Origin of the sequence: Sorangium sp. So ce185, assembly GCF_051526825.1 — a bacterium.
Taxonomy (GTDB): Bacteria; Myxococcota_A; Polyangia; order Polyangiales; family Polyangiaceae; genus Sorangium; species Sorangium cellulosum_D.
Map to the genome: position 1 here is coordinate 12728535 of NZ_CP150316.1, position 25853 is coordinate 12754387.

The 25853-nt window shown below is 73.8% G+C and carries 22 protein-coding genes; 10 read left to right on the forward strand and 12 right to left on the reverse strand.

Annotated elements, in window-relative coordinates; all coding sequences use genetic code 11:
- Nucleotides 1–203 precede the first annotated feature (203 nt).
- From WMF26_RS46955 to WMF26_RS46975, 5 genes are all read right to left on the reverse strand, one after another.
- A complete protein-coding gene (locus tag WMF26_RS46955) occupies nt 204–1004 on the reverse strand; it encodes an MlaE family ABC transporter permease (RefSeq protein ID WP_129580327.1) in 801 nt (266 codons plus the stop codon).
- A 177-nt stretch (nt 1005–1181) separates the two neighbouring features.
- The gene (tsaE, locus tag WMF26_RS46960; protein ID WP_437334505.1) at nt 1182–1730 is read right to left on the reverse strand and encodes a tRNA (adenosine(37)-N6)-threonylcarbamoyltransferase complex ATPase subunit type 1 TsaE; all 549 of its coding nucleotides are present in this window, start codon (nt 1728–1730) and stop codon (nt 1182–1184) included.
- Between the two features lie 3 nt (nt 1731–1733).
- Complete coding sequence (locus WMF26_RS46965) at nt 1734–2864, reverse strand: hypothetical protein (RefSeq protein ID WP_437998013.1); 1131 nt, start codon at nt 2862–2864, stop codon at nt 1734–1736.
- A gap of 158 nt (nt 2865–3022) precedes the next feature.
- On the reverse strand, nt 3023–4531 hold the full coding sequence (locus WMF26_RS46970) for a hypothetical protein (protein ID WP_437998014.1): 1509 nt from the start codon (nt 4529–4531) through the stop codon (nt 3023–3025).
- Nucleotides 4513–5052: a hypothetical protein gene (locus tag WMF26_RS46975; protein ID WP_437998015.1), complete on the reverse strand. Its 540-nt coding sequence runs from the start codon at nt 5050–5052 to the stop codon at nt 4513–4515. The genes WMF26_RS46970 and WMF26_RS46975 overlap by 19 nt, the downstream gene beginning before the upstream one ends.
- A 59-nt stretch (nt 5053–5111) precedes the next feature.
- Here WMF26_RS46975 and WMF26_RS46980 point away from each other — a divergent pair, with 59 nt between their 5' ends.
- From WMF26_RS46980 to sdhB, 3 genes are read left to right on the forward strand one after another with little or no spacing between them, the layout of a single operon-like run.
- A complete protein-coding gene (locus WMF26_RS46980) occupies nt 5112–5894 on the forward strand; it encodes a succinate dehydrogenase (RefSeq protein WP_437998016.1) in 783 nt (260 codons plus the stop codon).
- Nucleotides 5895–5949: 55 nt separating this feature from the next.
- Entirely contained in the window at nt 5950–7965 is a 2016-nt protein-coding gene (gene sdhA / locus WMF26_RS46985) for a succinate dehydrogenase flavoprotein subunit (RefSeq protein ID WP_437998017.1), read from the forward strand.
- Nucleotide 7966: 1 nt separating this feature from the next.
- Nucleotides 7967–8788, forward strand: a complete 822-nt coding sequence (gene sdhB, locus WMF26_RS46990) for a succinate dehydrogenase iron-sulfur subunit (RefSeq protein ID WP_061623559.1) — start codon at nt 7967–7969, stop codon at nt 8786–8788.
- Between the two features lie 106 nt (nt 8789–8894).
- Here the strand turns inward: sdhB and WMF26_RS46995 are convergent, their stop codons facing one another.
- The 6 genes from WMF26_RS46995 to WMF26_RS47020 form a co-directional block, all read right to left on the reverse strand.
- Nucleotides 8895–9467: a hypothetical protein gene (locus tag WMF26_RS46995; protein ID WP_437998018.1), complete on the reverse strand. Its 573-nt coding sequence runs from the start codon at nt 9465–9467 to the stop codon at nt 8895–8897.
- A gap of 120 nt (nt 9468–9587) precedes the next feature.
- Nucleotides 9588–10472, reverse strand: coding sequence for a branched-chain amino acid ABC transporter permease (locus tag WMF26_RS47000; protein WP_437334511.1), 885 nt, complete (start codon nt 10470–10472; stop codon nt 9588–9590).
- A 51-nt stretch (nt 10473–10523) separates the two neighbouring features.
- A complete protein-coding gene (locus WMF26_RS47005) occupies nt 10524–11723 on the reverse strand; it encodes an ABC transporter substrate-binding protein (protein WP_437316386.1) in 1200 nt (399 codons plus the stop codon).
- A gap of 326 nt (nt 11724–12049) precedes the next feature.
- Nucleotides 12050–12799 carry a TlyA family RNA methyltransferase gene (locus WMF26_RS47010; protein ID WP_437998019.1) on the reverse strand — a complete coding sequence of 250 codons (750 nt, stop codon included), beginning with the start codon at nt 12797–12799 and terminating at the stop codon, nt 12050–12052.
- Nucleotides 12796–13830 (reverse strand): ABC transporter substrate-binding protein, encoded by a 1035-nt coding sequence (locus WMF26_RS47015; RefSeq protein ID WP_437998020.1) that lies wholly within the window; start codon nt 13828–13830, stop codon nt 12796–12798. Before WMF26_RS47015 ends, WMF26_RS47010 begins: the two co-directional genes overlap by 4 nt.
- Nucleotides 13823–14992, reverse strand: coding sequence for a trypsin-like serine peptidase (locus WMF26_RS47020; RefSeq protein WP_437998021.1), 1170 nt, complete (start codon nt 14990–14992; stop codon nt 13823–13825). The genes WMF26_RS47015 and WMF26_RS47020 overlap by 8 nt, the downstream gene beginning before the upstream one ends.
- A gap of 322 nt (nt 14993–15314) precedes the next feature.
- Between WMF26_RS47020 and WMF26_RS47025 the strand changes: the two genes are divergently transcribed.
- From WMF26_RS47025 to WMF26_RS47055, 7 genes are all read left to right on the forward strand, one after another.
- Nucleotides 15315–17840: a DNA internalization-related competence protein ComEC/Rec2 gene (locus tag WMF26_RS47025; RefSeq protein WP_437998022.1), complete on the forward strand. Its 2526-nt coding sequence runs from the start codon at nt 15315–15317 to the stop codon at nt 17838–17840.
- 14 nt (nt 17841–17854) lie between these two features.
- A complete protein-coding gene (locus tag WMF26_RS47030; RefSeq protein ID WP_437998023.1) occupies nt 17855–19345 on the forward strand; it encodes a B12-binding domain-containing radical SAM protein in 1491 nt (496 codons plus the stop codon).
- A 29-nt stretch (nt 19346–19374) separates the two neighbouring features.
- Nucleotides 19375–19623 (forward strand): glutaredoxin family protein, encoded by a 249-nt coding sequence (locus WMF26_RS47035; protein WP_437952570.1) that lies wholly within the window; start codon nt 19375–19377, stop codon nt 19621–19623.
- Nucleotides 19624–19688: 65 nt separating this feature from the next.
- On the forward strand, nt 19689–20339 hold the full coding sequence (locus WMF26_RS47040; RefSeq protein ID WP_236644295.1) for a TlpA family protein disulfide reductase: 651 nt from the start codon (nt 19689–19691) through the stop codon (nt 20337–20339).
- A gap of 44 nt (nt 20340–20383) precedes the next feature.
- Complete coding sequence (locus WMF26_RS47045; RefSeq protein ID WP_437998024.1) at nt 20384–22201, forward strand: AAA family ATPase; 1818 nt, start codon at nt 20384–20386, stop codon at nt 22199–22201.
- A gap of 5 nt (nt 22202–22206) precedes the next feature.
- On the forward strand, nt 22207–22725 hold the full coding sequence (locus tag WMF26_RS47050) for a hypothetical protein (protein ID WP_437998025.1): 519 nt from the start codon (nt 22207–22209) through the stop codon (nt 22723–22725).
- Nucleotides 22726–22920: 195 nt separating this feature from the next.
- The gene (locus WMF26_RS47055) at nt 22921–23619 is read left to right on the forward strand and encodes a GbsR/MarR family transcriptional regulator (protein WP_437952572.1); all 699 of its coding nucleotides are present in this window, start codon (nt 22921–22923) and stop codon (nt 23617–23619) included.
- Between the two features lie 147 nt (nt 23620–23766).
- Here WMF26_RS47055 and tssI read toward each other — a convergent pair whose 3' ends face one another.
- A complete protein-coding gene (tssI, locus tag WMF26_RS47060; RefSeq protein WP_437998026.1) occupies nt 23767–25818 on the reverse strand; it encodes a type VI secretion system tip protein TssI/VgrG in 2052 nt (683 codons plus the stop codon).
- Between the last annotated feature and the right edge of the window lie 35 nt (nt 25819–25853).

A 25853-nucleotide genomic window follows, 5' to 3' on the forward strand; every position in this document is an offset into this window, starting at 1 on the left:
CGGAAGGCTTCGTTTCGGCGACGGAAGCTTCCGGAGGGCGCCGGAAGGTCTCGGGCACGCGCCGGAAGCCTTTGTTGGTGTGCCGGAGCACTCCAGATCGGCCGCCTCGGTGTCGTCGATCGACTCGCCGGGCTCGGCGAGCGTAGCGGGGTCCTCATCCCCGAGCGCGCGGCGCGCGGTGAGGGAGGGGCGGGCCGCGCGGCTCACATGTCGAGCAGCAGCTGCGTCAGGATGTAGTTCGTGACGAGCACGGTGACGCAGCTCTCGACGACGGCGCGCGTGGTCGCGACGCCGACGCCGCGCGCGCCGCCCGAGGCGAAGAAGCCGTGGCGGCACGAGATCGACGAGACGATGAAGCCGAAGACGCACGCCTTGATGAGCCCCATCGAGATGTCCTTGGGCAAGGCGAAGTCGCGGATGCTCTGGAAGAACGCGCCCTCGTCGCCGCCGAGCCAGAGCACGGCGACCAGGTACGAGCCGCACATGCCGACGCTCGTGTAGAGGATGCACAGGAGCGGCAGCATCACCGTCGCGGCGAAGAGCCGCGGCGAGAGCAGGTACTGCACGGGGCTCACGCCCATCGTCGCGATCGCGTCGATCTGCTCGGTGACGCGCATGTTGCCGAGCTCCGCGGCCATGGCGCTGCCGGCGCGGGCGGTGACCATGATCGCCGAGAAGACCGGCGCGAGCTCGCGGGCCAGCGAGACCGCGACGAGGCCGCCGACGCGGCCCTCGGCGCTGAACGCGCGCAGCGCGTAAGACGTCTGCAGCGTCACGACCATGCCGCTGAAGACGCCGGTCAGGCCGACGATGAAGACCGACTGCGCGCCCATGAAGTCCATCGCCGCCAGGAACTGCGCGGGGCGAAATGGCGGGCGCACGAGCCAGACGAGCGTCTGGAACGTCAGCGTGACGATGTTGCCGATGTTGTCGAAGAACGCGAGGACCGGCTCCAGCGCCTTCGTGAGCAGCTCGCTCCGGCTGGTCTCAGCGCCTTCCTTCACGGTGCGCTCTTGTATCACGCAACGCCGCCGCGCACGGGGTCGGGCTCGCGATGACCCGGCGCGCTCGCTCGCCCGCGCTGCGTAGCGCCGCTCGCGCCGGCGCGCCGCCCGTCGAGCTCGCCCGGAAGACCAGCAGCCGCCGCTCGCCCCCTCCAGCCTCCGGCCGCTCGGCGCCCTTCACGCGGCGCCCGGCCCCGATCCCCGCGCTCCGCCGGAGCCTCGCAGCGCGGCCTCCAGCGCGGCGAGCACCTCGCCGCTCCGCGCGCCCGTCGCCCTGATCTCGGCGGCGCGGCCGGGCGCCGCGGCGTCCTCGGGGGCGATGAGGTGGATCAGGAGCGCGTCGCCGCCGAGCGCCTCCACGAACGGCTCGCCCCACTCCACCACGACGAGCGCCCCCTCCGCGCGGCGCTCGCGCAGCCCGAGCTGGGCGAGCTCCGCGGCCGCGCCGCCGGCCGCGCCCTCCGCAGGGGAGGCGCCGCCGAGGCGGTAGGCGTCGGCGTGCGCGATCGGGACGCGGCCCTCGTGCTCGTGGACCAGCGTGAAGGTCGGGCTCGTGATCGGCAGCTCCGGCGGCACACCGAGCGCACGGCAGAGGGCGCGGGCGAAGAACGTCTTCCCGGCGCCGAGGTCGCCGGCGAGGACCACCAGATCGCCGCCCGCGAGGCGGTCGGCGAGCGCGCGCGCGAGGCGGATGGTGCTGCGGCGGCTCGGCAGCTCGACGCGCATGCGTCAGAACCGGGCCCCGGCGCCGAGCGTCGCGCCGAGCAGGAGCAGGGAGCCGTCCCCCGTGGGGACCCACCGGAGATTGCCGAGCTGCGCCTCGAGCTGCACCGAGGGGCTCAGCGCGAGCGCGACGTCGAGCGACGCCCCGATCACCGGGTGCACCTCGAGGTCGCCGCGGTACGTCGCGCCGCCCGGGCCCACGGCGCCCGCGCCCGACCTGAAGAACGCGCCGGCGTGGAGCGCCGGGCCGACGTGGAGCGGGAACGCGCGCCACGCGCCGCCCTCGGGCGTCCGGCTGGGCGTCAGCATCAGGCGCGCGCCGCCCTCGATCCAGCCGGCGAACGGCCCGACCAGGTTGCCGCCGCCGCCGGCGAACAGCTCGAGCCCGTGATCGCCGACCGCGTACGCCGCGCGCGCCGCGCCGACCAGCGAGGCCGCGCTGCCGCTCGCGCCCGGGAGGCGCGCCGCCGCGACGGCGGCCCCGAGCGACGCGGACAGGGCGAAGCGGCGCCCGCCCGAGTACGCAGGCCAGACGCGCTCCGGCCCGAGCGGGTACGCCATCTGCACCTCGTTCGCGGGCGGCGCCGGCGGCGGCGCGGGCACCGGCGGCAGCACCGTGGCGCCGCCGGCGGACGAGGGCGCGGGCGGCGCGGCGCCCGCAGGGCGCTCCCAGGGGAGCTCGCCGATGCCGACGCCCTCGGGGCGGAGGAGCACCGCCAGCATCTCCTGCGTCTGCTGGGCCGACCGGCCCCGGTCGACCTCCCGCGCGACCGACTCGACCCGGCCGGTCGAGGCGAGGTACGCGGTGAGCTCCACCCGGGCGGTCGTGACCGCAGGCTCGACGGTGCCGCTCAGGACCCAGTCCGCGCCCGTCTGCGCGCTCACGGCGCGGTACTCGTCCGTGGTGTCGGCGACGCCGTCGGCCACGCCCTTGAGCGCGGCCGCGACCGCGCCGTCCGGCACCGCGGTGTGGCCGAGGGCGGCGAGCCCGGCCGCGACCTCGGCCTGCGCGGCGCTCCGGGCGGCCTCGTCGGTGCCGCCGCGCGCGGGGAGCACCGCCACGCGATCGGCGAGCGCGGCCGGGGCGAGCGCCGTCAGCGCGGCGGCGGCGGCACAGGAGAGGGCTCGGCGGATCATGCGGCGCCATGCTACGCCCCCCGCGGCGCCGGAGCAGCCCCAGGACGACGCGGCGGCACGCTCTCCACGCCACGCGCGAGCCCTGCACGGCGACCGGGCGCCGGCCAGGCGCACCGCCCCGCGCGGCGGCCGCGCGCTCGTCCGGCGGCTCGCCCCGCTCATCGCGCCTTCTCGATCTCGCGGTGGCCGACCACCCGCGGCAGCACGCGCTTTCCGCCGAAGCCGGCCGCCGCCGTCGTCCAGAGCTCCACCGTCGCGCTGCTCAGGGCGCTCGCCGCCGCGAGGCGCCGCGCCTTCACCTCGGCCGGGTCCTCGGTGCCCGTCTTCGGCAGCCGCTGCACGCCGGCCCACGCGAGGACGCCGGCGTCGCGCCCGAGCGCCGCCCAGAAGCTCGGCGGCGACGGGTGGGTGGCGAGCCACACCGCGAGCGCGGCCCCCGCGCCGCCCGCGCCCGGCGGAGGCTGCGCGCCGGCGGGCGCCGCGACGAACGGGAAGAGCCCCGCCGTCGCGACGAGCGATCCGGGCGGCGGCGGCACGGCCGCCTCGAAGCCGAGCGCGAGCGTCACCGCGCGCGGCGCGGCGCGGATCGCTTGCTCCGCGCACGGCGCGTCCCCGGCCAGGATGATCCCCCGGACGGCCGGCGGCCGGAGGGCGCGCGGATCGAAGGCCGCGTCGCACGGGAGCGCGAGCGCGATGCCACGCTCGGCCAGCGCCGCCGGCGCGGCCCCGGCGCCGCCCGGCGCGGCCGCGGCCCCAGGCGCCGCGCCCCCGGCGGCGCCCGCCGGCGCGGAGGGCGTCGAGGCGGCCGCGTCCTTCCGGGCGCCGGCGTCGCCGCCCACGAGCGCCACCGGCTTCGCGCCCCGCTCCGCGAGCGCCGCGGCCAGCACCTCGATGCCCCGCGCGGGCTCCTCGCCCACGACGAACACGAACGCGCCGTCGAGCGCCGCCGGCTCCGGCGGGTGGACGAGCAGCACCGGGATCGCGTTCGCCCGCGCGAACTTCGCCACCGCGGTCGCCTGCTCGCGGTCGGAGCCGGCGATCAGCACCGCGGCGCCCTCGGCGGTGAGGCTGCTCAGCGCCTCGTCGACGCTGCCCTGGCCGCCGTCGTCGCGGCTCACGAGCCGCGCGTCCGACCCCGGCCTCAGCAGCCCGAGCCCGTGCGCGACGCCGGCCGCGATCTCGACGCCCCGGCGGCGCGACTCGGACGTGCGCGTCGACAGCAGCAGGCCCACCGTGGGCGGCTCGACGCGCGCCGTCCCCGCGCCGGCCGCGAGCTCCGAGATCGCGTCGCCCTGGTTGCCGAGCATCGCGCCGGCCCGATCGAGCAGCTCCTTCGCGAGCGCCACGTCGCGCCGCTCGCGGGCGACGATCGCGAGGCGCTCGGCGACCAGCGAGCGCAGGTCGACCTGCGGGTCCACGACCTCGCCGGCGGCCTCGCCCGCGCGCATCGCGGCGACGAGGTGCGCGATCGGCACCTTGCGCAGGAGCGCCCCGATCTGCGCCCGGATCGCGGCGCGGTCGTCGTCGTCCGCCTCGCGCAGCCACACGCCCATCAGCTCGACCGCCTGCGTCCACGCGCCCGCCTCCATCGCGGCGGTCGTGACCTCCTCGTTGAGGAGCGAGCGGACGTACGCGTCGATGACCTTGCTCACCAGCGGGCGCAGCACCCCGAAGGCCGGCTTCGGCTTGCCGGCGCGCCGGAGCGCCGGAGCGCCGCGCCGCGGAGCACGCGCGCGAGATCTCCGGTCGCGCCCGGCCCCTCGGCCTCGACCTCGGCCGCGAGCGCTTCGGCGCGGCGGAGGTCGCCTCGCTCCAGCGCGATCCACGCGAGGTGGGCGGTCGCGACGCGCGCGAGGTCGTCGCCCGCGTGGCGGCCGCGGAAGGCGAGGAGCTCCGGCTCGAGCGCGATGCGCTCGGCGCGCGCGCCGCTCGCGAAGCGCGAGAGGATGCGGCGGAGCTCGGCCTGGGCCTCGGGCGACCCGCCGAGCGCCGGGCTCACCGCCTCGGCGCCGTCCTGCGCGCCGCAGCCGGCGCTCGCCGCGCCGAGCGCGATGAGCGCCGCGACCGCGACCGCGGGCGCACGGGCGAGGAGCGGCCGCCGTCGCCGCGCGGGGCGCCGCCCGGGCGCGCCGTCGGCCTTTGCGCCGAAGGCAGCGGAAAACCGGCCAGAATTGTCGACTGCGTTCACCTTGACGTCACCCGGGGCATCCCATACACCCGCCGCGCCCGCCTTCCATCGAGGTCAGCGTGTCCGAGGCAACCCCCGCGAGATCGCTCTTCCACAAGAGCCGCCGGTCCTTTCTCCTACGCAAGCTGCATTCTCTCACCGGCGCCCTCCCCGTGGGCGGTTTCCTGCTCTTCCACTTCTGGACGAACGCGAAGGCGCTCCAGGGGCAGGAGCGGTTCGACGCGGCGGTCTCCGAGATCTCGCACATGCCGTACCTGCCGGTGCTCGAGATCGGGCTCGTCGTGCTGCCGCTCGCGTTCCACGCCCTCTACGGGGTCAAGCTGGTGCTCGAGGGCAAGCCGAACGTCGGCAGCTACACGTTCTCGCGCAACTGGATGTACACGATGCAGCGGGTCACGGGGGTGCTCGCGTTCGCGTTCATCGGGTTCCACCTCTGGCAGTACTGGGCGCAGAAGTGGCTGGGCCGGATGGCGCCCGAGGAGTTCTACCCGCGGCTGTGCGCCGACATGGCGTCGACCGTGGGCGGCGTCCCGGTGATCGCGCTCGTCTACATCTTCGGCATCGCGGCGAGCGTGTTCCACTTCGCCAACGGCCTCTGGGGCTTCTGCTTCTCGTGGGGGGTCACCGTGTCGCGCCGGGCGCAGCGGATGGCCGCGGTGGTCTTCGGCGCGGTGGGCCTCGTGGTCTTCGTGCTCGGCGCCAACACGGTGATCTACTTCGCGACCGGCGCGCCGTTCCCCGGGACGCCGAGCCCCGCCGCCGAGGGGGCGCGCACGTGCGCGGACATCGTCGCCGGGCCCGGGCCCGGGCGCGCCTCGCTGGCCGCGCCGGCCTCGCACTGACCATCGTATCGGCCGCGCCCGGGTGGCAGCGGCGCGGGAGCATCGGGATCGAAACATGGCCGCGAAGAGCACGACGAGGAGCGAGGGGGGGAAGGTTCGGCGCGTGATCGTCGTCGGGGGCGGGCTCGCCGGCCTGATGACGGTGATCAAGCTGTGCGAGGCGAAGGTCCCGGTCGACCTGATCTCCCTCGTGCCGGTGAAGCGCTCGCACTCGGTGTGCGCGCAGGGCGGCATCAACGCCTCGGTGAACACGAAGGGCGAGGGGGACAGCCCCCAGGTGCACCTCGAGGAGACCGCCTACGGCGGCGACTTCCTCGCGAACCAGCCGCCCATCAAGGGGATGGCCGAGGCCGCGCCCGGCATCGTGCACATGCTCGATCGCATGGGCGTGCCGTTCAACCGGACGCCCGAGGGCCTGCTCGATTTCCGCCGGTTCGGCGGCACGCTGTACCACCGCACGGCGTTCGCGGGCGCGACGACGGGGCAGCAGCTGCTCTACGCGCTCGACGAGCAGGTGCGGCGGTTCGAGCTCGCCGACGTGATCGACGAGCACGGCGTGGCGATCCCTGGCGAGAAGATGGTCCGGAAGCACGAGTTCTGGGACTTCATCGAGGCGATCCTCGACGACTCCGGCACGTGCGTCGGCTGCGTCGCGCAGGACCTGAAGACGATGCAGATCCGCGCGTTCACCGGCGATGCGGTCGTGCTCGCGACGGGCGGCTGCGGCATCGTCTTCGGCCGCTCCACGCTGAGCGTCATCTGCACGGGGACGGCGGCGTCGGCGGTCTACCAGCAGGGCGCGGTGTACGCGAACGGCGAGTTCATCCAGGTGCACCCGACGGCGATCCCGGGCGCCGACAAGCTGCGGCTCATCTCGGAGAGCGCGCGCGGCGAGGGCGGCCGCGTCTGGGTGCCGAAGGACAAGAGCGACGCGCGGAGCCCGCGGGACATCCCCGAGAAGGAGCGCGACTACGTCCTCGAGCGGCTGTACCCCGGCTACGGCAACCTCGTCCCGCGGGACATCGCGTCGCGCGCGATCTTCCGGACGTGCTTCCACGAGGGGCGCGGCGTCTTCAACGCCGCGACGGGCCGGAACGAGAACGAGGTCTACCTCGACCTGACCCACAAGGACGAGAAGTTCCTCCGGGCGAAGCTCGCGGGCATCCTCGAGATCTACGAGAAGTTCGCGGGCACCGACCCGTACAAGAACCCGATGAAGGTCTTCCCGGCGGTCCATTACTCGATGGGCGGCCTGTGGGTCGACTACGAGGCGGACGCGCGGGGCGCGCTCAAGGTGGGGTCGCCGCGCAACCACGCGACGAGCATCCCGGGCCTCTACGCGGTGGGCGAGGTGGACTACCAGTACCACGGGGCCAACCGGCTCGGCGCCAACTCGCTGCTCTCGTGCATCTACGGCGGCATGGTGTGCGGTCCCGCGGTCGCGAGCTATCAGCGGAGCATCAAGCGGAGCGCCCTGGACCTGCCGCGCTCGATCTTCGACAAGGCCGAGAAGCGCGCCGAGGCCGACTACCAGCGCATCCTGACGCAGAACCAGGACGCGAAGCAGCCGGAGAACGCGTACCGGCTGCACCAGGAGCTCGGCGAGACGATGCTGCGCGACTGCACGATCGAGCGCGACAACGCCACGCTCGACCGGGTGCTCGAGAAGCTCGGCGAGCTCGAGGAGCGGGCGGGGCGGATCAAGAGCACGGACACGGCCCCGCGGGTGAACCAGGGGGCGCAGTTCGTGCGGCACCTCGAGAACATGCTGGTGCTCGCGCGGGTCATCGCGGAGGGGGCGCGGAACCGCGACGAGTCGCGCGGGGCGCACTACAAGCCGGAGTTCCCGGCGCGGAACGACGCCGAGTGGCAGCGCACGACGCTGGCGCGCCACGAGGAGAAGGGCGCCGTGCGGTTCATCCGCGCGTTCGACTACGCGTGCGCCGGCCAGTCGATCCACGTGACCGACGCGGTGGACACGTCGCTGGTGGCGCCGCGGGAGCGCAAGTACGAGCAGGCGGGCGCGGCGAGCGCGCAGGCGACGGGGAAGCTGTCGCAGAAGAGCGTGTAGGATGGCCAAGGCGAGCGGAGACAAGGCGAACGGGGCGGCGGCGCCGGCCGAGGCGCGGGGCGAGGGCCGGCTGGTGCACCTGCGCGTGCGGCGGCAGGACACCGCGGATCGTCCGGAGACGCGGCGCTGGGAGGAGTTCAAGGTCCCCTACCTGCCGCAGATGAACGTCATCAGCGCGCTGCAGCAGGTCCAGCGGGATCCGCGGACCGTGGACGGCAAGGAAGTGCCTCCGGTCGTCTGGGAGGCGGTGTGCCTGGAGGAGGTGTGCGGCTCGTGCACGATGGTGATCAACGGCCGTGTCCGACAGGCCTGCTCGGCGCTCATCGATCAGATCGCGCCGAAGGGCGAGGTGATCACGCTCGAGCCGATGTCCAAGTTCCCGCTGGTGCGCGACCTGCTCGTGGACCGGAGCCGGATGTTCGAGGACATGAAGCGGGTCCGCGCGTGGATCGACATCGACGGCACGCACGAGCTCGGCCCGGGTCCGCGCGAGTCGCCGGAGCGGCAGGAGGAGCGGTATCCGCTCTCCCGCTGCATGACGTGCGGCTGCTGCGTCGAGGCGTGCCCGCAGTACAATGACGGGACGAAGTTCGTCGGCGCCTTCGCGATCAACCTGGTGCGGCTCTACAACATGCACCCTTCCGGGGCGATGCACGCGGGCGAGCGCCTGGAGTCGGTGATGGGCGAGGGCGGGATCACCGATTGCGGCAAATCGCAGAACTGCGTCGAGGTGTGCCCGAAGGAGATCCCGCTCGTCGACTCGCTCGCGACGGTCGCCCGCGACACCACAAAACGAATGCTGTTTGGGTGGTTGCTGAAGTGAGATCGCAAGCTCGTTGACCCGACGTCGCCCCTGAGCCCCTGACGCGCGATAGGCCCTCGGAGCCCGCACGGCGCGCGGCGCACGGCGCGCCGATGTCCGAGCGGGATCAGGGGAACGGCGATCCTGCCCCGAACCCGAGCCCGAGCCCGCTCCCGAACCCCAGCCCGACAGGCTCGGTCGTGGTCTGCCGCTCCAGCTTGCGGATGCGCAGCCCGAGCAGGTGCGTGACCAGCGTGCAGGTCTGGTGCGCCCGCGGCGTCACGCCGCAGCCCAGCCAGACGCCGAACGGCTCCCGCTCGCCCTCCTCGACGTAGCGGATCACCGCGCCGCTCTGCGCGACCGTGAGCCACGCGGTCGCCTCGCCCGGCAGCGACGCGTGCAGCACGCCGATCTGGCCCAGCGGGTCGTCGTTCGGGCCGATGACCCGGCCGTCCGGCTCGAGCAACGCCAGCGGCTCGGCCTCCAGGCCGAACACCCGCCCGCCGCGATCCACGTTGAGCTGGTGCTCGCCGTTCACGAGGATCTTGCCGTCGGGCAGGACGTCGACCGCGAGGTTTCCGTGCACCCAGCGCGCGCGCGGGATGTCGAGCAGCGCGCCGCCGCGGGCCCAGTTGGCCGGGGGCGTCGCGGTGCACGCCGCGAGCAGCGAGAGCGGCACGACGAGAGCGAGGCGTCGCATGCGCCGAGCATACCGCAGCGGCGCGCGGCGTTGTCGGCCGGCGCGCCACGGCGGCGTTGTCGGCCGGCGCGCCACGGCGGCGCGTCGTCCGGCGCGCCACGGCGACGCGCCGGCGCAGCGCTACACCTTCTCGGTACCCGTCGTGCCGAGCAGCCCCGTCGGCTTCACGAGGAGCACCCCGATCAGCACGGCGAACACGAGGACGTCCTGCAGGCCCGAGTAGGGCGTGAGCTTCGTCATCTCGCCGATGATCCCGATCAGCATGCCCCCGAGCATCGCGCCCGTGATGTTCCCGATGCCGCCGATGACCGCCGCCACGAAGGCCCGGTTGCCGATCACCACGCCCATCGTGGGATACACCTGCGACTGATCCAGGCAGTAGAGCACCGCGCCCACCGCCGCGAGCATCGAGCCCGTGACGAAGGTCAGCGCGATGATGCGGCTCGTGCGGATGCCCATCAGCCGGGCGGCCTCGACGTTCACGCTGAGCGCGCGCATCGCCTTGCCCGTCCAGGTGCGCCGCACGAGCAGCTCCAGGCCGATCATCACGAGGATCGAGGTGACGAAGATCACCTTGCGCGTGTGCTCGATCGGCAAGAGCTGCGGATAGCCGCGGTAGCGCGCGGTGAAGAGGAGCTGCGCCAGGTTCTGGAGGAGGACGCTCATCCCGAGCGCCGTGACCAGCGGCGTGATCCGGGTGTTGGCGAGGCCGCGCCCCCGGGATCGCAGCGGCGCGTAGGCTACCCGCTCGACCAGGACCCCGAGCACGCCCGCGAACGCCATCGCGCAGAGGGTGCCGGCCACGCCCGCGAACAGCGGCGCGTCCTGGCCGCCGAACGCCGCGATCCCGAACAGCCCGGCGAAGGCGCCCATCATGAACACCTCGCTATGAGCGAAGTTGATGAGCTTGAGGATGCCGTAAACCATCGTGTAGCCGAGGGCGACGAGGGCGATCATCGACCCCTGGGCGAGCCCCGTGATCAGGGCATTCACGATCTTCTCCATGGAGACCCCTTCACCGCGCGCGGGGTTGATCCCGCGCGCGCGGCACGACCACTACTGCTTCGCGGACTTCTCGTTGACCGTCGCGTAGTAGGTAAACTGCTTGTCCTTGATCCGGACAATCACGACCGGCTTGTCGGCGTTGCGGTTCTCATCGATGGTGATGACCCCCGTCGCGCCCTGGAACCCCTTGGTGTCCTGGATGGCCTGCCGGATGGCGTCCGGCGTCATCTCCTTGGCGCGGCCCATGGCGTCGGCGAGCAGCCTGGCCGCGTCGTAGGCCTGGGCGGCGATGCTCGACGGCGTGCGCTTGTACCGCTCCTGGTACTTCTTCACGAACGCCTGCGAGTTGGGCCAGGGGACGTCCGGCGCGTAGTGGTTCGTGAAGTACGCGCCGTCGAGCTCCTCGGCGGCGTCGCGCAAGAGCTCGTTCGCGTCCCACCCGTCGGTGCCGACGAACATGCTGCCCGGCACGCCCGCGGCCTTGGCCTGCCGCGCGATCGGGGCCATCGAGGTGTAATAGATCGGCGCGTAGATCATCTCCGGGTTCGCCGACTTGAGCTCGTTGATGTACGTCGTGAAGTTGGTCTCCTTCTTGAGGAAGCTCTTCTCCATGACGATCTCCCCGCCTAGGCGCTTCACCTCGGCGCGGAACTCGTTGGCGAGGCCCGAGGAGTAGAGATCGTCGGAGGCGAAGAGGAGGCCGACCTTCTTCTTGCCGAGCGTGTTCACGATGAACTGCGCGCCCATCTGGCCCTGCACGTCGTCCGTGAAGCAGGCGCGGAACACGAAGGGGCCGACCTTCGTCACGTCCGGGTTCGTGGACGACGGCGAGATCATCGGCACCTTCTTCTTGTTCGCGACGATGCCGCCGGCGCGCGACCGGGACGAGGCGACCTCGCCGAGCAGGGCGAGCACGTGATCGCGGTCGATGAGCTGCAGGACCTTGTTGGTCGCCTCCTCGGGCTTCGACTTGTTGTCCTCGTAGAGGACGTTGATCGGCTTGCCCTTGACCCCGCCCGCCTTGTTGATCTCGTCGATGGCGAGGTCGATGCCCTCCTTCGAGTCGACGCCGAACGCCGTCTCCTCGCCCGAGAGGCTGAAGTAGGCGCCGACCTTCCACTCGGGGTCGTCCTTGGCGTGCTTGGCCGGGTCGCCGCCCGAGCCCTCGCTCTTCTTGCCGCACCCGAGCGCCATCGCGCTCAGCGCGAGCGCCCCGGCGATCATCCTCACCAAACCCCGTCGTCCGAGCATGCTGTCGTCCTCCCTGTCGCCGGGCCGCCTCCCGTGTGGGTCCGCCCGCCGGTGGCCATGGCCGCCCACGCAGCGGCCCCAGAGCGCGTGTACTCATCGCGTCTACCATTGTCTACGCGGCACGTCAGCTATCTCCGGCCGCGACGCGCTCGGCGCCGGCCCTCTTAAGTGTTCGATTCTCCACGGATTCCGCCGGTCGAGCCCGCCGCCGGCCCGCGCGGCGTCGGGGCTGACGCAACCGGATGCCGCGGCGCGCCGCCTGGGGCGCAGCCCACAAGCCGGCGCCCGACGCGCCTCGCGGGGCCGCTGCAGCCGGCGCGGCGCGGCTAGCCGGCGCGGCGCGCGTGGACGAAGTGCTCGACGTTCCCCTTCGGCCCGCGCACCGCGCTGTCGACCGCCCCGACGACGGAGAAGCCCGCGGCCTCGATGGCCTGGCGCGCCTCGGCGATCGCCGCGAGGCGGGTCGCCTCGTCGCGGATGACGCCGCGCCCGCGGGCGGCGGCCTCGCGGCCCGCCTCGAACTGCGGCTTGATCAGCGCGACGAGATCGCCGGAGGGGCGGAGCAGGCGGGCGATCGCCTCGATGAGCCGGGAGATGCTGATGAAGGACGCGTCGACCACCACGAGATCGATGGGGCGGTCGAAGTCCTCGCGCCGGAGCTCGCGCGCGTTGACCCGATCGCGCACCTCGACGCGGGGATCGGCGCGGAGCTTGCTGGCGAGCTGGCCGTAGCCGACGTCGACCGCGAACACCCGCGCCGCGCCGCGCTGGAGCAGGCAGTCGGTGAAGCCGCCGGTCGAGGCGCCCACGTCGACGCAGGTCTTCCCGGCGACGTCGAGGCCGTGCTGCGCGGCGAACGCGGCGAGCGCATGCTCGAGCTTGTCGCCGCCGCGCGAGACGAACCGGGGGCCCGACGCGACGTGGACCTCGGCGTCCTCCGGGAGCAGCGTGCCCGGCTTGTCGATGCGGCGCGGCCCGGAGGTGACCTTGCCGGCCATGATCAGCGCCTGCGCCTCGGTGCGCGAGGCGGCGAGCTTCCGGGCGACGAGCAGCGCGTCGGCGCGGACACGGGTCACGGCGCCCCCGCCGGCGAAGGGGGGACGAGGCCCGCGCCGCCGTCCCCGGGGGCGGCCGCCGCGTCGGAGAGCGAGAGCGCGTCGCCGTGGAGCGCCCGGGCGACCTCGGCGAGCCCGTCGCCGATGCGCGGCCCCGGGCGCAGCACGGCGTCGGTGCGGAGCGGCCGCACGCGCCCCTCGCGCACGGCGCGCAGGGATCTCCAGCCGGGCGCGTCCCGGAGCACCGCCAGCCTGGGGGAACCTTGCGCGCCGGGCTGCTCGGCGCCGTCGGCGCCGGCCGTGCCGTCGAGCAGCACGTCGGGATCCAGCGCGAGCAGGTGCTCGACGCTGATCGACGGATAGGCGCCGCCGCGGGCGATCGCGTTCTCGCCGCCGGCGAGCCGGATCAGCTCATCGGCGAAGCTGCCGGGACCCGCGGCGAAGATGGGCGAGGTGTCGAACAGCAGGGCGACCCGGACGCGCGGTCGCCCCTTCACGGCCTGCTCGACCTCCTGGCGGCGGGCGCGGATCCGGGCGATCGCCCGCTCGGCGCCGGGGGTCGCGTCGAGCCGCCGGCCGAGCTCCGCGAGCATCTCCTCGATCTGGGCGAGCGACTCGGTCTCGGGGAAGCACGTCGCGATCCCGTGCCCGCGCAGCGCCTCTTCCAGCGCTGGCCCCGCGGGGCCGCGGGCGCCGACGACGAGGGTCGGCGAGAGCGCGATGATCGCCTCGATGCTCGGGTCGGCGTAGCCGCCGACGCTGGGCAGGCGGAGCACCTCGGGCGGGTGGTCGCAGTGGCGGGAGCGGCCGACGAGCGACGCGCCGGCCCCGATCGCGAAGACCGCCTCCGTGGTGCTGGGCGACAGGGAGACGACGCGCGCTCCGCCCTGCGCCGCCGGGGCCCGGCGCCCGCACGCCGCGAGCGCGACCGCCGCGAGCGCCGCGAGCGCGGCCCGCCGCGGGAGCGCGGCTCCCTGCGAAGCCGCGGCTCCCCGCGGGAATGCGGCGCCCCGCGCGCGGGGCGTCGACGATGAGCGCCGCCCTTCAGCCAAGCCGATCCCGGCTGCGGCGCCGCCGCAGGCTCGCCACCGCGCCCAGGCCCGCCGCGCCGAGCAGCCAGGGGACCGGCTTCGTCGGATCAGGCCTCGGCTGGATGCTGCAGGACCCGGCGGGCGCCTCGTCCTCCCCGTCCCCTTCGCCGTCGACCTCGGGCGGCGGCTCCGGGAGCTTCGCGCAGAAGCCGAGCTCGTCGTTGCAGCTGTAGCCGCTCGGGCACGTCGCGATCTCGGTGCAGGGGCGGGTGCAGTAGCCATCGAGGCACGCGTTCGTCGAGCACTGCTCCGGCTGCTCGCAGGCGCCCCCGAGCTCCGCCGAGTAGATCGGATCGGTGGGGAAGCCGGTCGCCCAGCGGGGCGCCGTGTAGCCTCCGAGGTCGGCGGCATGCAGGGTCGCTTCCTTAATCCATTCCGCCCAGCCGTACACATAGCCGTAGATCGGATACTCGCAGCCCTCGGCCCCGCGCGAGGTCACGCCGATGACCCGGTGCATCAGGTCGAGGCTGGGGCCGCCCGAGTCCCCCTCGCAGATGCCCGTGTCCCCGACCCACTCGGTCGGCTTCACCACGGACGCGGGGCAGCCGTCGGCCACGCAATCGATGAAGAGGTTGTCGCGGCGCCGCCGCAGGCCCGCGCCGGTGCTCAAGTCGTTCGTCGCGCCGAAGCCGATCGCGTAGTACTCCTCGCCCCTCTCCAGGGGCACGTCGACGCGCGGGACGAGCGGCACGGCTTCGCTCTCCGGGATGAGCTCGTCCAGGATGAGGATCGCCTGGTCGTTGCCGCAGAAGCTGTCCGCTTCCGTGCCGGGGAGCAGCACGATCTCGCTGCCGCCGTAGTAGCGCGAGGACCTGCCGATCTCCGCGTCGGTCGTCACGAAGATGCGCCGCGCCAGGTGCGTGTCCGTGAACTTGGTGCTCCGGCAGGTGATCTGGCCGTCCCGCTCATTGGCCATGTCCGATACGCAGTGCCGGGCCGTCAGCACCACGTTCGGGGCGATCAGGCTGCCGGTGCAGATCGCGCCGATCTCATCGTTGTAGATGCCCACGACGGCCCTGTCGCCGTCGTCCAGGTAACCGTCCTGGATGGCGTCGCGCGCCTCTCCGGTGTCATCAGGGAGCTCCTCCAGGGCCGAGCTGCACGCCGTAGCAGCGAGTCCCAAGGCAAGAATCAAGGCGACTCTGGGCGACCAAAACGACATCGCTAGCCTCCAAGTACTGCAATGTAGGTGCGAGCCGTGAGGCGACGCGCCGAGCCGATGATTCTAGAGGGGAATGTGCGGTCATGCACGCGCGCCACGCGCGTTGAACGACTCGTCTCGTTGCATGCACTACATCAAGAGACCGTCCGAGAGCCCTTGCAGGCTCGTCAGGGTACCGGCGTCCCCCGGATCCGCCATGGCGGCGCCAGGGACCTGGCGGCCGGATCCACCGTGAAAAGCCGCGGAAACGCGCGCGGCCCGGGTGTTGCGGGGCGGTGCGGCCGTGATCGATCCGGTCCTGCTCTTCGGGCTCGCGCTCGCCGCGGGCGCCCCGCTTGCCCTCTCCCCGATCCCCACCGCGCTCGGCGCGGCGCTCGCCGCGGCGGCGCTCCGCCGCCGGGCCGGCCGCGCGGCCCTCGCCGCCGCCGCGGTCGCGCTCGCCGTCAGCGGCCTCCGCGCCCGCGCGCTGCTCGACGGCGCGAGCGGCCTCTACGACGACGCCGCCGATCTGCTGCATCCGCCGGCGCGCTGCGAGGTGACGGCCGCGGTCGTCGGCTCGCCGGTCGTGGTCGGGACGGCGCAGCGGCGCTCCGACGAGCCCGGCGAGGCGCCGAGCGCGCGCGTCGACGTGGAGCTCACCGGCGGGACGTGCGGCGGGCGAGCGCTGCCGGGACCGCTCCGGGCGCGCCTCTATGGGGCGCCGCTGGAGCTCGCGCGGGGCGACCGGATCGAGGTCGTCGTCGACCTCGCGCCGATCCACCTCTTCCGCAACGAGGGGCTCCGGGACGCGACCGCCGCGATCGCGCGGAGCGGGATCGTCGCGAGCGGGACGATCGTCGACGCGCGGCGGACGCTGGCGGGGCGCTCGATCGGGGCGGCGGTCGACCGCGCGCGGGCCGCGGTGCGGGCGCGCATCGAGGCCACGTTCCACCCCGACGCGGCCGCGCTCGGGCGCGCGCTCGTGCTCGGCGAGACCGACCTCACGCCCGAGGACCAGGACGCCTTCCGCGAGAGCGGCCTCGCCCACCTGCTCGCGGTCTCGGGGACGCACCTGATCCTCGCGGTGGCGGGCTTCGCCGCGGTCCTGCGCGCGATCCTCGTCCGCGTCGGCCCGATCGCGGCCCGGTGGGACGCGGGCCGCATCACCGCGGCGCTGTGCGTGCCGGCCGCGTGGCTCTACGCCGACTTCGCCGGCGGCGGCGGATCGGCCATGCGCGCGGCGGCGATGCTCAGCTGCGCCATGGGCGCCCGGCTCCTCGGCCTCCGCCCGGTGGGCGTCCGCAACTTCGCCCTCTCGCTCGCGGGCGCCGCCGCCGTCGATCCGCTGATCGCATGCGATCTCTCGTTCGGCCTCTCCGCGGCCGCGACCGCCGGGCTGCTCTGGCTGCAGCGGCCGCTCGCCGCGCTGCTCGTCCCCGGAGCGCGAGGGCGCGAGGACGGCGACGGCGGCGGCTGCATGGAGCGCGCGCCGCTCGACGCGTCGCCGCGCGCGCTCGCGCGCAAGGTCCTCGAGCCGCTGGCGACGACGCTCGCCGCCATGTTCGGGTGTACGCCGCTGCTGCTCATGAACGGCGAGACGTTCCCGCTGCTCGGCGTGGCGGCGAACGTGGTCGCCGCGCCGATCGGCGAGCTGGCGGCGCTCCCGTTCTGCCTCGCGCACGCCGTGCTCTCGTGGGCGCCGCCGGTCGAGCGCGGGTGCGCGCTCGTCGGCTCGGGCGCGCTGCTCGCCGTGCGCGCCGTCGCCCGCGCCTCGGCGGAGACCGGCGTGGTGCTGCGCCTGCCCGAGCCGTCGCCCGCCCAGCTGGCCGCGCTCGCCGCCGCGATCGCGCTCGCGTGGGCCGCGGAGCGCCGCGGCCGCCGGCTCGCCGCGCTCGCGGCCGGCGCCGCCGCGTGGCTCGCGCTCGAGGTCGTCGCCGTGCGCGCCGGCGCGCCGCGCGGCGTGCTGCGCGTCAACGTCCTCGACGTGGGGCAGGGCGACGCCATCCTCATCGACCTGCCCGAGGGAGGCGCGATGCTCGTCGACGCGGGCGGCTTCGTGGGCAGCCCGGTCGATCCGGGCGCGCGCGTCATCCGGCCGCTCTTGCGATCGCGCCGCCGCGCGCGCCTCGACGCGATCGTCCTGTCGCACCCGCACCCGGACCACTTCGGCGGCCTGCCCGCCGTGGTCGAGGGCGTGGAGGTCGGCGAGCTCTGGGACACCGGCCAGGGCGAGGCCGAGGGCGCGGGCCCGGTCTACGCCAGGCTGCTCGCGGACCTGCGCCGGCGCGGCGTGCCCGTCGTGCGGCCCGCCTCGCTGTGCGGCAGGCCGCGGGTGCTCTCGGGGGCGACGATCGAGGTGCTCGCGCCGTGCCCCGAGCTCCACCCCGACCGGGGCGCCAACGACAACTCGTTCGTCCTGCGCATCACCTACGGGGCTCGCTCCGCGCTGCTCGTGGGGGACGCGGAGCACGAGGCCGAGGACGCGCTCGTCTCGCGCCACGGCGCCGCGCTCCGCGCCGATCTGCTCAAGGTGGGGCACCACGGCAGCCGGACCTCGACCGGCGCGGCGCTCCTCGCGGCCGTCGACCCCTCGGTCGCCGCCGTCTCCTGCGGCGTCCGCAACCGCTTCGGGCACCCGAGCCCCGAGGTGCTCTCCCGCCTGTCGGCCCGCGGCGTGGCGATCGCGCGCATGGACCGCGGCGGCGCCCTGGTGTGGGAGACCGACGGCGAGCGCGTGCTCTGGTCCCGCCCGGGCCGGCCGCCGAGCCCGGCCCCGGGCTCCGGACCGCGCCGTTCGCCGCCCGTGTCCTTGCGCCTGGACGCCCCCTGAGGGACGCTCCGGCGATGTCTCGTAGCGCGATGACGACCACGATCCGCCGCCGGCTCGCGAGCGAGATCGGTCGTATCGACAAGCAGGCGCCCTTCCGCGTCGCGCTGTCTTACCCGTCCCCGTACCGGGCTGGCATGAGCTCGCTCGGCTTTCTCCAGATCTACAAGCTGATCCAGGCCGAGCCCGGGATGGCGTGCGAGCGCGCCTTCCTGCCGGACGACGAGGGGCTGAGCGCCGAGGGCGCTCCGGTCACGTACGAGGGGCTCCGCCCCCTCTCCGACTTTCCGGTCATCGCGCTCTCGGTGGCGTACGAGCTCGAGCTCGCCGGGGTCGTCCGCCTGCTCGAGCTCGCCGGGCTGCCGGCGCTCCGGGAGGAGCGCGACGGCCGCCACCCGTTCGTCCTCGCGGGCGGTCCGCTCACGTTCTCCAACCCGCTGCCGCTCGCGCCGTTCGCCGACGCGATCCTCATGGGCGAGGCCGACACGCTGGCCGTGGAGGTGCTCCGCCTGCTGCGGGACGCCCCCTCGCGGGAGGCGGCGCTCGACGCGCTGGCGGGCGTCCCCCACGTCTTCGTCCCCGCGCGCCACGGCGCGGAGATGCCCCCGGTCGCCCAGTGCGACGACGCGCTGCTGCCCGCCTGGTCGCCGATCCGCGCCGAGGAGACCGAGCTCTCGAACATGTTCCTCATCGAGGCCGAGCGGGGCTGCTCGCGCGGGTGCACCTACTGCGTGATGCGCCGCTCGACCAACGGCGGCATGCGCATCGTCCCGAAGGACCGCCTCCTCGGGCTCATCCCCGAGGACGCGAGGCGCGTCGGCCTCGTCGGCGCCGCGGTCAGCGATCACCCGAAGATCGTCGAGGTGGTCCGGACGCTCGCCGAGCGGGGCTGCGAGGTCGGGCTGAGCAGCCTCCGGCCGGACCGGCTGACCGACGAGTTCGTCGGCGCGCTGCGGCTCGCGGGCTACAAGACGCTCACGACGGCGATGGACGGCACGAGCGAGCGCGTCCGCGAGACGCTGGAGCGGCGCGCGCGGCCGAGGCACCTCCAGCGGGCGGCAGAGCTCGCGCGGCAGCACGGGATGAACCGGCTCAAGCTGTATTTGATGGTCGGCGTCCCCGGCGAGACCGACGCCGACGTCGACGAGTGCGTCGCGTTCGTCACGGAGCTCTCCCGGATCGTGCCGGTCGCGCTCGGGATCGCGCCCTTCTGCCCGAAGCGCAACACGCCGCTCCACGGCGCGCGCTTCGCGGGGATCGACGTCGTGAACAAGCGGCTCGACCGGCTCCGCCGCGGGCTGCGCGGCCGCGCCGACGTGCGGGCCACGAGCGCGCGCTGGGCGTGGGTCGAGGCGGTGCTCGCCGCCGGCGGCGAGGCCGAGGGGCGCGCGGTGCTGCAGGCGGTGCACGCGGGCGGCTCGTTCCGCGATTACGAGCGCGCGTTCGAGAGGATCAAGCGCCCGGAGCCGCCGCGTCAAAAGAGCCTGCCGCTGCTCGCGGCGGGGTGAGCGAGGGGACGCGCGTCCCGGAGGAGCGGATGAAGACGGTGACGCTGTTCACGCGCGAGCGCTGCCACCTGTGCGAGGACGCCCATGCCGCGCTCGAGCGCGTGCGCGCCCGCCTCCCGTTCGAGCTCGCCGTGGTCGACCTGGACCGCGAGGCCGGGCCGGAGAAGCGGGCGCTGTACGACTGGGAGGTCCCCGTCGTCGAGCTGGATGGGCGGAAGATCATGAAATACCGCGTCGACGAGGGGCGGCTCGAGCGGCTGCTCTCCGGGCCGGAGTGATCTTCGCGGCGCCGGGACGCTTCGCCTGCTTTCGCCCCGCGCCGCGCTAGGCTATGCCCACTCCCGTGAAGTGGACGACCATCGCGCAGATCCTCTTCATCCTCGTCGCGGCCGTCGCCGTGTACGGCTTCGTGCACGCGGCGCAGAACGACCAGCGCTCCACGGGCTGCAAGGCCATGTGCGCGCTGCGCCCCGCGTACGCTGGCCGCAACCGGCTCGCGCCGGACTTCGAGCTGCCGGACATGAACGGCAAGCCGGTCCGGCTCTCGTCGTTCCGGGGCAAGACGGTCTTCTTGAACTTCTGGACCAAGACCTGCGCGCCGTGCCTGCAGGAGATGCCGGCGCTCGCGGAGCTCGGCCGGATCGCCCAGTCGCGGAAGGACTTCGTCGTCCTCACGATCTCGACCGACGAGGGGCCGGACGACGTGCGGGACGCGCTCAAGGTGGCCCTGAACGGGGATCCGCCGTTCCCGGTCCTCTTCGATCCCGAGTCCAAGGTCGTGCTGGATCAGTACGGCACGCAGCTCTACCCGGAGACGTGGATCATCGATCCGAACGGGATCATCCGGGCCCGCTTCGACGGGGCGCGGGACTGGTCGAGCAGCCTGGCCATCGACGTGGGCGAGATGGTCTCGCGCTGGGGCGGGTGCCCGGTCGAGATCTACAAGGGGCAGCCGCGCGGCGGCTTCGCCGGCCTCTGCACCGACGACTCCTGAGCGGGCTCCTTCCCCGAGGGGGTGAGAGCGCTTAGGATCTGCCCATGAAGCTCGAGGCTGCCAACGTGCTCGCGTTCGAGGCGGGCAGAGCTCTCCTCGGCGCAGCGCGGCCGCTCGACGTGGAGATCGAGGGGGTGACGATCCACGTCGCCCCGCAGCGCGAGCCGCCGATCGCGTGGCCCGCGCTCCCGGACGGGCGGCCGATCCCTGGCCTCGATGAGCAGCGCGACGGCCCGTGGCCCTCGGCGGTGCGGCTCGACTGCTCGTGGAAGGGCGGACACGTCACGCTCGTGGCCCGCTGGAGCACGTGGCGCGCGCATCGGCGCTACCACGGGCAGCTCGCGCTCGAGGTCGCGACCGTGCCGCGCAACCGCCAGATCGTCTGGAGCACGGTCACCCAGCGCATCCTCGACGTCTCGCCCGAGGGCGAGGACGCGATGCTCGAGGACGCGGTGATCCCGGTGAGCCTCGCCCTCTTCGATCGCGAGAAGGGCGACGAGAAGCGCGCCTACCTGCGCTACCAGATCGAGCTCGCCCGAAAGCTCGGGCTCCCGTTCACGGGCGCGGCCACGGCGACGCTCTTCCGGGTGCCCCAGGGTTTCTCGGGCGCCCTCGACCCCGACGCCTTCGGCCGCGTCGTGCGCGCGGCGCTCGTGAAGCTGCCCTTCGTCACGCGCGGCGAGGACAGCGACGTGGAGGGCGAGCCGTACCTCGATATCCGGCGCGCGCTCGCGCCCTCGAAGCGACCCGCGCCGGGGACGATCGAGGGCGTCCCCGAGGCCGCGGCGGGCGAGCCTCCGCCCGATCTCGCCGGGCAGGACAGCTCGCTCTTCGACGAGCTCGGCGTCTTCCAGTTCGGCCCTTTCGAGGCGTTCCGCTGGACCGACCTCGGCCGGATCAACGTGGTCATCGGCCGCAACGACACCGGCAAGAGCACGCTCCTCAAGCTGGGCTATGCGCTCGCCAGGAGCGTGCAGGACTACACGCGGCGCCTGGAAGCCGACCGGCCCTCCCTGGGGGAGGTCCTCGCCGAGAAGCTCATGTGGACGTTCCAGCCCGCGAGCGCGCGCCTCGGAGACCTCGTGAAGAAGCGCAGCCCCGGGGACGCCGTCTTCGGCGCCACGCTGTGCAACGCCGTGTACTCCGCGATCCTCTCGGCGGCGGACGCACGGTCGCTCCGCGTGGACGACGACGGCGGCCCGCAGCCGAACCTGCGCGCTCTGTTCATCCCCCCGAAGGAGATCCTCACGTCGGTCGATGCCATCACGTCGCTCCACGAGCAGGACAAGCGCTTCGGCTTCGACGACACGTACTACGACCTAGCGGTCGCGCTCCGCGGCGAGGTGATGCAGCAAGATCTCCCGGACAGCCTGCGCCGCGTGCTCACCTCCCTCCGCTCGCTGTTCTCAGGCGAGATCGTCCGCGAGAGCGGGAGGTTCGTGTTCCGCCGCGGCGACGATCAGTTCTGGATGTCCCAGGTCGCCGAGGGCATCAAGAAGATCGGCCTCTTCGCGAGGCTCATCCAGAACGGCGAGCTCCGGCGGAACACCGTGCTGTTCATCGATGAGCCCGAGACCAACCTGCACCCCGCGGCGGCTCGCGCGCTGGTGCGCATGCTCCACGACGTGTCGCTCGCGGGCGTCCAGATCTTCATGGCGACGCACAGCTACTTCATCCTGAAACAGCTCGAGCTCGTGGCCAGGCAGCATGAGGCCGACGTGCGCCTCTGCGCCCTCACGAACCACGAGGGCTACGTGAGCGGGAGCTTTCATGATCTCTCCGAGGGCATGCCGCCCAACGAGATCGTCGAGGAAGAGCTCTCGATGGGCGATGAGGACGTCGACCTCGCGATGGCGGGTTGACGCCCATGGTGGAAGAATCGGGCTTCGACTTCACGCCACCCGACGTGGCGTGGTTCCGCTTCGAGGACCTCCCCAGCTACCGGCGGCTCTCGGGCGCGGGCGTCGCGGAGATGGACTTCACGTACTGGGATCCCGACCGCGGCCTCGTCGTCCTCCTCGAGATCAAGGACTACACCGGGGGCGATGCGCCCGGCGACCTCGCCGGTCGCCTGATCGCCAAGGGGCGGGACTCCCTGGTCATGCTCCAGAGCGCGTGGCGCGACGGCGACACACGGACCGGCGCCACGCTCGCCGGCGAGCTCCCCGAGCGGCTGCGCGTCCGCTCGAGCGTGCGGCTCATCTTCGTGCTCAAGGTCGACGCCGCCACGCGGATCAAGCCGATCAGCACGATGAAGGACCGGATCGCCTGGTCGATCCGGGCGTACGCGGATCTCCTCGGCCTGAGGTGCGACACCCTGGTCATGAACCAGGACAAAGCCTCCGAGATCGGCCTGCCCCTCCGCGTCTCGCCCCCTCCGCGGTAGTGGCGCGACGCGCCCATCCACGCCGGCGCCGGTGCTGGATGGGAGAGAGGTTGAGGACGACGAGGCGCAGCGGCGCAGGTGAATGCGCCGCCCCCGCGCGTTGGGACGCGGCCGGGCGTGCGGGGTGCAGAGGGCGCTCGGCGCGCGCTGGACGCTTGGCGCACCCGCAAAAGATCGTTATGTGAGTCACCCATCATGACCGCCCGCAGGCCGACGTTGTCGACAGCGCACCCGCCGCAGCCGCCCGCCGCGGGCGAAGGGGGCGACGGGTCAGCCTCGGACGAGCGGGTCGCGGCCGCGCGGCAGGCGCTGCTCGAGGGGGTCGGCGCCGAGATCGCCGCCTCGTTCCCCGGCATCACGCGGCTCGGGGGGCAGGTCGTGGCGGCCCTCTACCTGGCGGACGTGCCGCGCTCGATGGATGAGCTCAGCCAGGAGCTCGGCCGCTCCAAGAGCAACATCTTCGCGAACCTGCGCGGCCTCGAGGCGGCCGGGATCATCGAGCGCCGGCGGGAGTCGGGGGCGCGGCACGACTCGTTCGCGCTGCGCGGCAAGTACCCCGACGTCATCGTCGGCGCCTACCTCGGCCGGCTGCGCCGCGTGGTGCAGGACAAGCGTGCGCTCGCGCGGCGCGCGCTCGCGCTGCTCGGCGACGCCGAGGGCCCGGAGGCCGACGCGATGCGCGCGCGGCTCGACGACCTGTCGCGCAAGTACGACCTGTTCGCCGAGCTGATGGAGCAGCTCTTGCCGTCGATCGACGGCCCCGTCGATCTCGAGCGGCTGATCGCGCAGGTGCCCGAGGCGGTGGTCCGCTCCCTCAACGCGGCCGCCCGCGTCGCCTGGGCCGCCGGCGACGCGATCAGCCGCCTCAGCAGCCGCGCCAGCCGCAAGCGCTGAGCGGCGCTCCCCGCTTCGGATCCGGGCCCATCTCGACGTTTTCGGTGCTCAGCGCACTGGAGTGCGCCTGCGCGCCGAAAACGCCGATCTGGGCCCGTCTCCTGTGCGGGGAGCGCCGCTCAGCCGCGCAGGGGGGCGGGGTCGCCGTCAGCTCCGCGGCGGGCAGTCCCTCATCTCGATGAGGATGCCGGTCGACGTCTCGATCCGGTGCATCAGGTTCACCTCCCGGGTCACCGGCGACGGCGTGATCGGGTTGGGCGCGGCGCCCACGATCATCGGCCGATCGGGGTCTCCGTCCACGAAGACCATCAGCACCTCGATCCCGGGCTTGAGCGGGAAGTGGATGCCGTAGTTCGGCCCGGCGTGCGGCTGGATCATCCGTACGAGCCGCGACGGAAACGCGCGCGAGGCGGGCTCCCCCGCGTCGAAATGGAAGCGCACCCGGTAACGCCCCTGCTCGTCGATCGGCGACGTCTTGCCGATCTCCCCGTCCGGGAGCGGCTCGACGAGCGCCGACACGACCCCGTGGATCTTCGGCCGCGGCGTCGCCCGCGGGGGGCGGTAGGCCTGCTCGGCGCGCACCAGCCGCGCGCGGTTGACGTACTCCTGCTCGCGCCCGCCCTCGCCCTCGATGGCCGTCGGCTGCACCGCGCGGTGCTCCACCTCGACGATCAGAAGCCGCTGCCCATCGAGCCGCGGGTGGCCCTCGATCGCGAAGACGGCCCCCGGGAGCAGCCGGAGCTCGTCGCTCCGGCACTCGAAATAGCGGCTCGACGAGGCCCGCTCCTCCGCGCGGATCTGCGCCAGCTGCTGGCCCTCGTCCGGCGTCTTGTGGTGGGCGCCGTACTCGACGACGCCGCCCCCGAGGCCCGCGGCCGATTCGTGGGTCGCCGTGAGATCGACCCTCGGCGTCCGGTAGTTGTATTCCTGCATGACGTACGTCGCGGGAAAGGCGATGGCCTGCTCCTTGAGCTCGAACACATCGCGCCGCTCGCCCCGCGGCCGGAACACCACCGCGTCGCCCCCCGGCAGCGTCGGAAAGCCGACCTGCTCGTCGGTGAACACCATCACGTCGCGCCCGGACTCGTGCTCGAAGAAGAACGAGATGCCGAGGTGCTCGGCCAGCCGCGAGATGAAGGCCAGATCGGTCTCCTTGTACTGGACGATCATCTCTCGCACGGGGTGATCGCGGTAGAGGCGCATCGCCACATCGTCGGCCCCGAGCCCCACCATCGCGAGCTTCTGCTGGATGAGCTCCGGCACGCTGACGTCGAGGAAGACCTGCTGGAGCTCCACCAGCGTCGCGCGGAACGCCCGCGGCGCGAGCCGGAGCCGGTAGGAGCGGAGGGTGGTCTCCGTCTCGTGCCGGTCCTCCACCGCGGCGATCATGCCGTGCACAGTCCGCTCGTCCGCGCCCTCGACCTCGAACACGAGCGATGCGGTCGCCCCGAGCACCTGCTCGATCGAGAGCTCGGCGCCGTCGCTGCACACGACGTCGATGTCGAACGAGAAGAGCTGGCCGATGGCCTCCGTGCCGCGCACCTCGCGCACCCGGACGTGGGCGCAATCGAAATCCGGAGAGTCGAGCCGCAGGACGGGCAGGTGCCGTCCCCGGTCCAGGAGCGCGGCCTTCGCCTGCTGCAGCGGCTCGATGGGCGGCCGGAGGCGCGCCGCGCGGAGCGCCGGCTCCACCGCCTCCACGTTCGGGGACGGCAGGCGACCCGGCGCCGGAAGGCCGCCCGAGGAGGGCCGGAGCTCCCGCGGCCCCGAGGCGCTCGCCTCGAGAAATGGCGAGGCCTCGCCCGGCCCAGCGGCGCTCGTCTTCGGCGCTGGCGGAATTTCCCGCGGCCCCGCGGCGCGGGCCCTCGAGGGCGATGGCGAGACCTCGCCCGGCCCGGCGCCGCTCGCGCGCGCCGGAGCCGCGCCGACGCCGCCGTTCCCCGCAGGTGGCGCGCCGGCGGCTTCTTCCGCCGCCGCCGCGGGCGCCTTTTCCGCGTTTGCAGGGCACGATGCGGGTGCGCTCGGCTCCGTGCACGGCGGCCCTGCGTCGGGCGCCTCGCGGACGCGGGCGGCGGCCGACGCCGCGCCCACCTGCGGCGCGTCGGCCGCGCGGTGCGCGGTCGCGGCCAGCGGCTCGCCGCACGGCCGGGCGGCGCTCGGCTCGCAGCACGTCAGGGTTTCGGTCGGCTCCCCGTTCATCCTTGCGCCTCCTCCGCGGCTCGCCTGTTACCGTA